1 tRNA gene, 3 rRNA genes and 1 pseudogene are annotated in these 5,535 nt (G+C 48.6%); all 5 read right to left on the reverse strand.

Features of this window, described 5'->3' with window-relative positions:
• Nucleotide 1: 1 nt before the first annotated feature.
• A 5S ribosomal RNA gene (rrf, locus tag K5Q29_RS10400) occupies nt 2-117 on the reverse strand.
• Between the two features lie 192 nt (nt 118-309).
• Nucleotides 310-3,213: ribosomal RNA gene (locus K5Q29_RS10405) — 23S ribosomal RNA — on the reverse strand.
• A gap of 300 nt (nt 3,214-3,513) precedes the next feature.
• Nucleotides 3,514-3,586: transfer RNA gene (locus K5Q29_RS10410), tRNA-Ala, on the reverse strand.
• A gap of 53 nt (nt 3,587-3,639) precedes the next feature.
• Nucleotides 3,640-5,188: ribosomal RNA gene (locus tag K5Q29_RS10415) — 16S ribosomal RNA — on the reverse strand.
• The 16S, 23S and 5S rRNA genes sit together here with 1 tRNA gene alongside, the layout of an rRNA operon.
• 151 nt (nt 5,189-5,339) lie before the next feature.
• Nucleotides 5,340-5,535 (reverse strand): annotated as a pseudogene (locus K5Q29_RS10420) (hypothetical protein); the annotation flags it as partial.

The following is a 5,535-nucleotide window of genomic DNA, read 5'->3' on the forward strand; positions in this document are numbered from 1 at the left end:
TGCTAAGCGACTACCGTATCTAACAGGGGGCAACCCCCAACTACTTCAGGCGTTCTAGGGCTTAACTGCTGTGTTCGGCATGGGTACAGGTGTATCTCCTAGGCTATCGTCACTTAACTACTGAGTCTTGTCAACTCAAAATTGAATATCTATATTCTAACAAGTTTTACCAACGCTGTCAATATTGACTCTAGTTTTAATTGTACTCAGGCTAAATTCTTAGTGAAAAAGATAAACTTCCTAGAGTCTCTTGACTCTGCGTCAGTTTCCTATTTTCATACAGAATTTGTAACGCCTTCGTTACTTATCTTGGATAAGTCCTCGAGCGATTAGTATTGGTCCGCTACATGTGTCGCCACACTTCCACTTCCAACCTATCTACCTGATCATCTCTCAGGGCTCTTACTAACATAAAGTTATGGGAAATCTCATCTTGAGGTGGGTTTCACACTTAGATGCTTTCAGCGTTTATCCCGTCCCTACATAGCTACCCAGCGATGCCTTTGGCAAGACAACTGGTACACCAGCGGTAAGTCCACTCTGGTCCTCTCGTACTAGGAGCAGATCCTCTCAAATTTCCTACGCCCGCGACGGATAGGGACCGAACTGTCTCACGACGTTCTGAACCCAGCTCGCGTGCCGCTTTAATGGGCGAACAGCCCAACCCTTGGGACCGACTACAGCCCCAGGATGCGACGAGCCGACATCGAGGTGCCAAACCTCCCCGTCGATGTGAACTCTTGGGGGAGATAAGCCTGTTATCCCCAGGGTAGCTTTTATCCGTTGAGCGATGGCCCTTCCATACGGAACCACCGGATCACTAAGCCCGACTTTCGTCCCTGCTCGAGTTGTAGCTCTCGCAGTCAAGCTCCCTTATACCTTTACACTCTGCGAATGATTTCCAACCATTCTGAGGGAACCTTTGGGCGCCTCCGTTACCTTTTAGGAGGCGACCGCCCCAGTCAAACTGCCCGTCAGACACTGTCTCCGATAGGGATAACCTATCCGGGTTAGAGTAGCCATAACACAAGGGTAGTATCCCAACAGCGCCTCCGTCGAAACTGGCGTCCCGACTTCATAGGCTCCTACCTATCCTGTACATGTGGTACAGATACTCAATATCAAACTGCAGTAAAGCTCCATGGGGTCTTTCCGTCCTGTCGCGGGTAACCTGCATCTTCACAGGTACTAAAATTTCACCGAGTCTCTCGTTGAGACAGTGCCCAAATCATTACGCCTTTCGTGCGGGTCGGAACTTACCCGACAAGGAATTTCGCTACCTTAGGACCGTTATAGTTACGGCCGCCGTTTACTGGGGCTTCAATTCAGATCTTCGCTTGCGCTAAACCCTCCTCTTAACCTTCCAGCACCGGGCAGGCGTCACCCCCTATACATCATCTTACGATTTAGCAGAGAGCTGTGTTTTTGATAAACAGTTGCTTGGGCCTATTCACTGCGGCTGACTGTAAGTCAGCACCCCTTCTCCCGAAGTTACGGGGTCATTTTGCCGAGTTCCTTAACGAGAGTTCTCTCGCTCACCTGAGGCTACTCGCCTCGACTACCTGTGTCGGTTTGCGGTACGGGTAGAGTATGATACATCGCTAGAAGCTTTTCTCGGCAGTGTGACGTCACTAACTTCGCTACTTAACTTCGCTCCCCATCACAGCTCAATGTTACAGATACAAGCATTTAACTCATATCACACCTCACTGCTTAGACGGGCACTTCCAATCGCCCGCTTTAGTTAGCCTACTGCGTCCCTCCATCACTTCATACTCTAGTACAGGAATATCAACCTGTTGTCCATCGGATACACCCTTCGGTCTCTCCTTAGGTCCCGACTAACCCAGGGCGGACGAGCCTTCCCCTGGAAACCTTAGTCTTACGGTGGATGGGATTCTCACCCATCTTTCGCTACTCATACCGGCATTCTCACTTCTATGCGTTCCAGCACTCCTCACGGTATACCTTCTTCACACATAGAACGCTCTCCTACCATAACACCTAAGTGTTATCCACAGCTTCGGTAAATTGTTTTAGCCCCGGTACATTTTCGGCGCAGGGTCACTCGACTAGTGAGCTATTACGCACTCTTTGAATGAATAGCTGCTTCTAAGCTAACATCCTAGTTGTCTGTGCAACCCCACATCCTTTTCCACTTAACAATTATTTTGGGACCTTAGCTGGTGGTCTGGGCTGTTTCCCTTTCGACTACGGATCTTAGCACTCGCAGTCTGACTGCCGACCATAAATCATTGGCATTCGGAGTTTATCTGAAATCAGTAAACCGAGATGGCCCCCTCATCCAAACAGTGCTCTACCTCCAAGATTCTCAAATGTCGACGCTAGCCCTAAAGCTATTTCGGAGAGAACCAGCTATCTCCAAGTTCGTTTGGAATTTCTCCGCTACCCACAAGTCATCCAAGCACTTTTCAACGTGCCCTGGTTCGGTCCTCCAGTGCGTCTTACCGCACCTTCAACCTGCTCATGGGTAGGTCACATGGTTTCGGGTCTACGACATAATACTAATGCGCCCTATTAAGACTCGGTTTCCCTACGGCTCCGTCTCTTCAACTTAACCTCGCATCATATCGTAACTCGCCGGTTCATTCTACAAAAGGCACGCTCTCACCCATTAACGGGCTCGAACTTGTTGTAGGCACACGGTTTCAGGTTCTATTTCACTCCCCTTCCGGGGTACTTTTCACCTTTCCCTCACGGTACTGGTTCACTATCGGTCACTAGAGAGTATTTAGGGTTGGGAGATGGTCCTCCCGGATTCCGACGAGATTTCGCGTGTCTCGCCGTACTCAGGATACTGCTAGGTATAAAGAATATTTCAAATACGAGGCTATTACTCTCTTTGGCCTACCTTCCCAGGTAGTTCTTCTATACTCTTTAAGTCCACATTGCAGTCCTACAACCCCGAGGAGTAAACTCCTCGGTTTGCCCTCCTGCCGTTTCGCTCGCCGCTACTAAGGCAATCGCTTTTGCTTTCTCTTCCTGCAGCTACTTAGATGTTTCAGTTCACTGCGTCTTCCTCTTCACTACCTTAACAGTAGTGAGTGACAGGTATTACCTGCCGGGTTCCCCCATTCGGACATCCCTGGATCATTGCTTACTTACAGCTCCCCAAGGCATTTCGTCGTTAGTCACGTCCTTCATCGGCTTCTAGTGCCAAGGCATCCACCGTGCGCCCTTATTAACTTAACCTTATTAACCTAATTTTTTCAAAAATTAGAAAACTCATTAAATATTCACAGCGTTTTCGGTTTATTTTCTTGTTACTATTTCTATACGTACTGTTACATACGTTTAGGAATGTTTGATAGATATTCAATTTTCAATGGACAAGTTTAGGATATGAACGACGGTCGCTTCTGCAAAACTTCTGGAGAAAATTAGGAATCTGACGCTGTGTGTCTTACACACAAGGAAGATTATCTATTTTCCTAAGAAGTTAGTCGTGAATTCAACTTCACTGCTATTCAGTTTAGTAGGATTCCTATCCTATGGAGCCTAGCGGGATCGAACCGCTGACCTCCTGCGTGCAAAGCAGGCGCTCTCCCAGCTGAGCTAAGGCCCCACAAGACCTCTCAAAATTAAAGAAGACTCACGTACAGGTTTCCATTTCCTTAGAAAGGAGGTGATCCAGCCGCACCTTCCGATACGGCTACCTTGTTACGACTTCACCCCAATCATCTATCCCACCTTAGGCGGCTGGCTCCTAAAAGGTTACCTCACCGACTTCGGGTGTTACAAACTCTCGTGGTGTGACGGGCGGTGTGTACAAGGCCCGGGAACGTATTCACCGCGGCGTGCTGATCCGCGATTACTAGCGATTCCGACTTCATGTAGGCGAGTTGCAGCCTACAATCCGAACTGAGACTGGCTTTAAGAGATTAGCTTGCCGTCACCGACTTGCGACTCGTTGTACCAGCCATTGTAGCACGTGTGTAGCCCAGGTCATAAGGGGCATGATGATTTGACGTCATCCCCACCTTCCTCCGGTTTATTACCGGCAGTCTCGCTAGAGTGCCCAACTGAATGATGGCAACTAACAATAGGGGTTGCGCTCGTTGCGGGACTTAACCCAACATCTCACGACACGAGCTGACGACAACCATGCACCACCTGTCACCAGTGTTCCGAAGAAAAATCCTATCTCTAGGACGGTCACTGGGATGTCAAGACCTGGTAAGGTTCTTCGCGTTGCTTCGAATTAAACCACATGCTCCACCGCTTGTGCGGGCCCCCGTCAATTCCTTTGAGTTTCAACCTTGCGGTCGTACTCCCCAGGCGGAGTGCTTAATGCGTTAGCTGCGGCACTGAGTCCCGGAAAGGACCCAACACCTAGCACTCATCGTTTACGGCGTGGACTACCAGGGTATCTAATCCTGTTCGCTCCCCACGCTTTCGAGCCTCAGCGTCAGTTACAGACCAGAGAGCCGCTTTCGCCACCGGTGTTCCTCCATATATCTACGCATTTCACCGCTACACATGGAATTCCACTCTCCCCTTCTGCACTCAAGTTTGACAGTTTCCAAAGCGTACTATGGTTAAGCCACAGCCTTTTACTTCAGACTTATCAAACCGCCTGCGCTCGCTTTACGCCCAATAAATCCGGACAACGCTCGGGACCTACGTATTACCGCGGCTGCTGGCACGTAGTTAGCCGTCCCTTTCTGGTAAGATACCGTCACTGTGTGAACTTTCCACTCTCACACACGTTCTTCTCTTACAACAGAGCTTTACGATCCGAAAACCTTCTTCACTCACGCGGCGTTGCTCGGTCAGGGTTGCCCCCATTGCCGAAGATTCCCTACTGCTGCCTCCCGTAGGAGTCTGGGCCGTGTCTCAGTCCCAGTGTGGCCGATCACCCTCTCAGGTCGGCTATGTATCGAAGCCTTGGTGAGCCGTTACCTCACCAACTAGCTAATACAACGCAGGTCCATCTCATAGTGAAGCAATTGCTCCTTTCAAGCATCTACCATGCGGTAAATACTGTTATGCGGTATTAGCTATCGTTTCCAATAGTTATCCCCCGCTATGAGGCAGGTTACCTACGCGTTACTCACCCGTTCGCAACTCATCCGTCTAGTGTAAGCACCAGACTTCAGCGTTCTACTTGCATGTATTAGGCACGCCGCCAGCGTTCGTCCTGAGCCAGGATCAAACTCTCATAAAAAGTTTTGATTCAAACTCAAGCTATCACTAGCTTTCCGTTTTATTGTTTTGTTTTGTCATTGACGATTTATCCTTAGATAAATCACCCTGCACGTTTGGTTCGTCTTCTTTAATTTTCAAAGGTCTTGTTCGTTATCGCGCTCTCGCGACAACTATCTTAGTTTATCATTTCTTGGAAACTTTGTCAACACTTTTTTGAAACTTTTTTTCGTTCCTCTGTTAACTAGTTGCTCAAGAGACAACTCAATCATTCTATCATCTTCTACTGAACTTGTCAACACTTTTTCGAAACTTTTTTTCATTCCGCTACTGACTAGCCCCTCAAGAGACAACTCAATCATTCTATCA

The organism is Streptococcus sp. 2018037, assembly GCF_019754195.1.
In the GTDB taxonomy this organism is placed as follows: domain Bacteria; phylum Bacillota; class Bacilli; order Lactobacillales; family Streptococcaceae; genus Streptococcus; species Streptococcus hashimotonensis.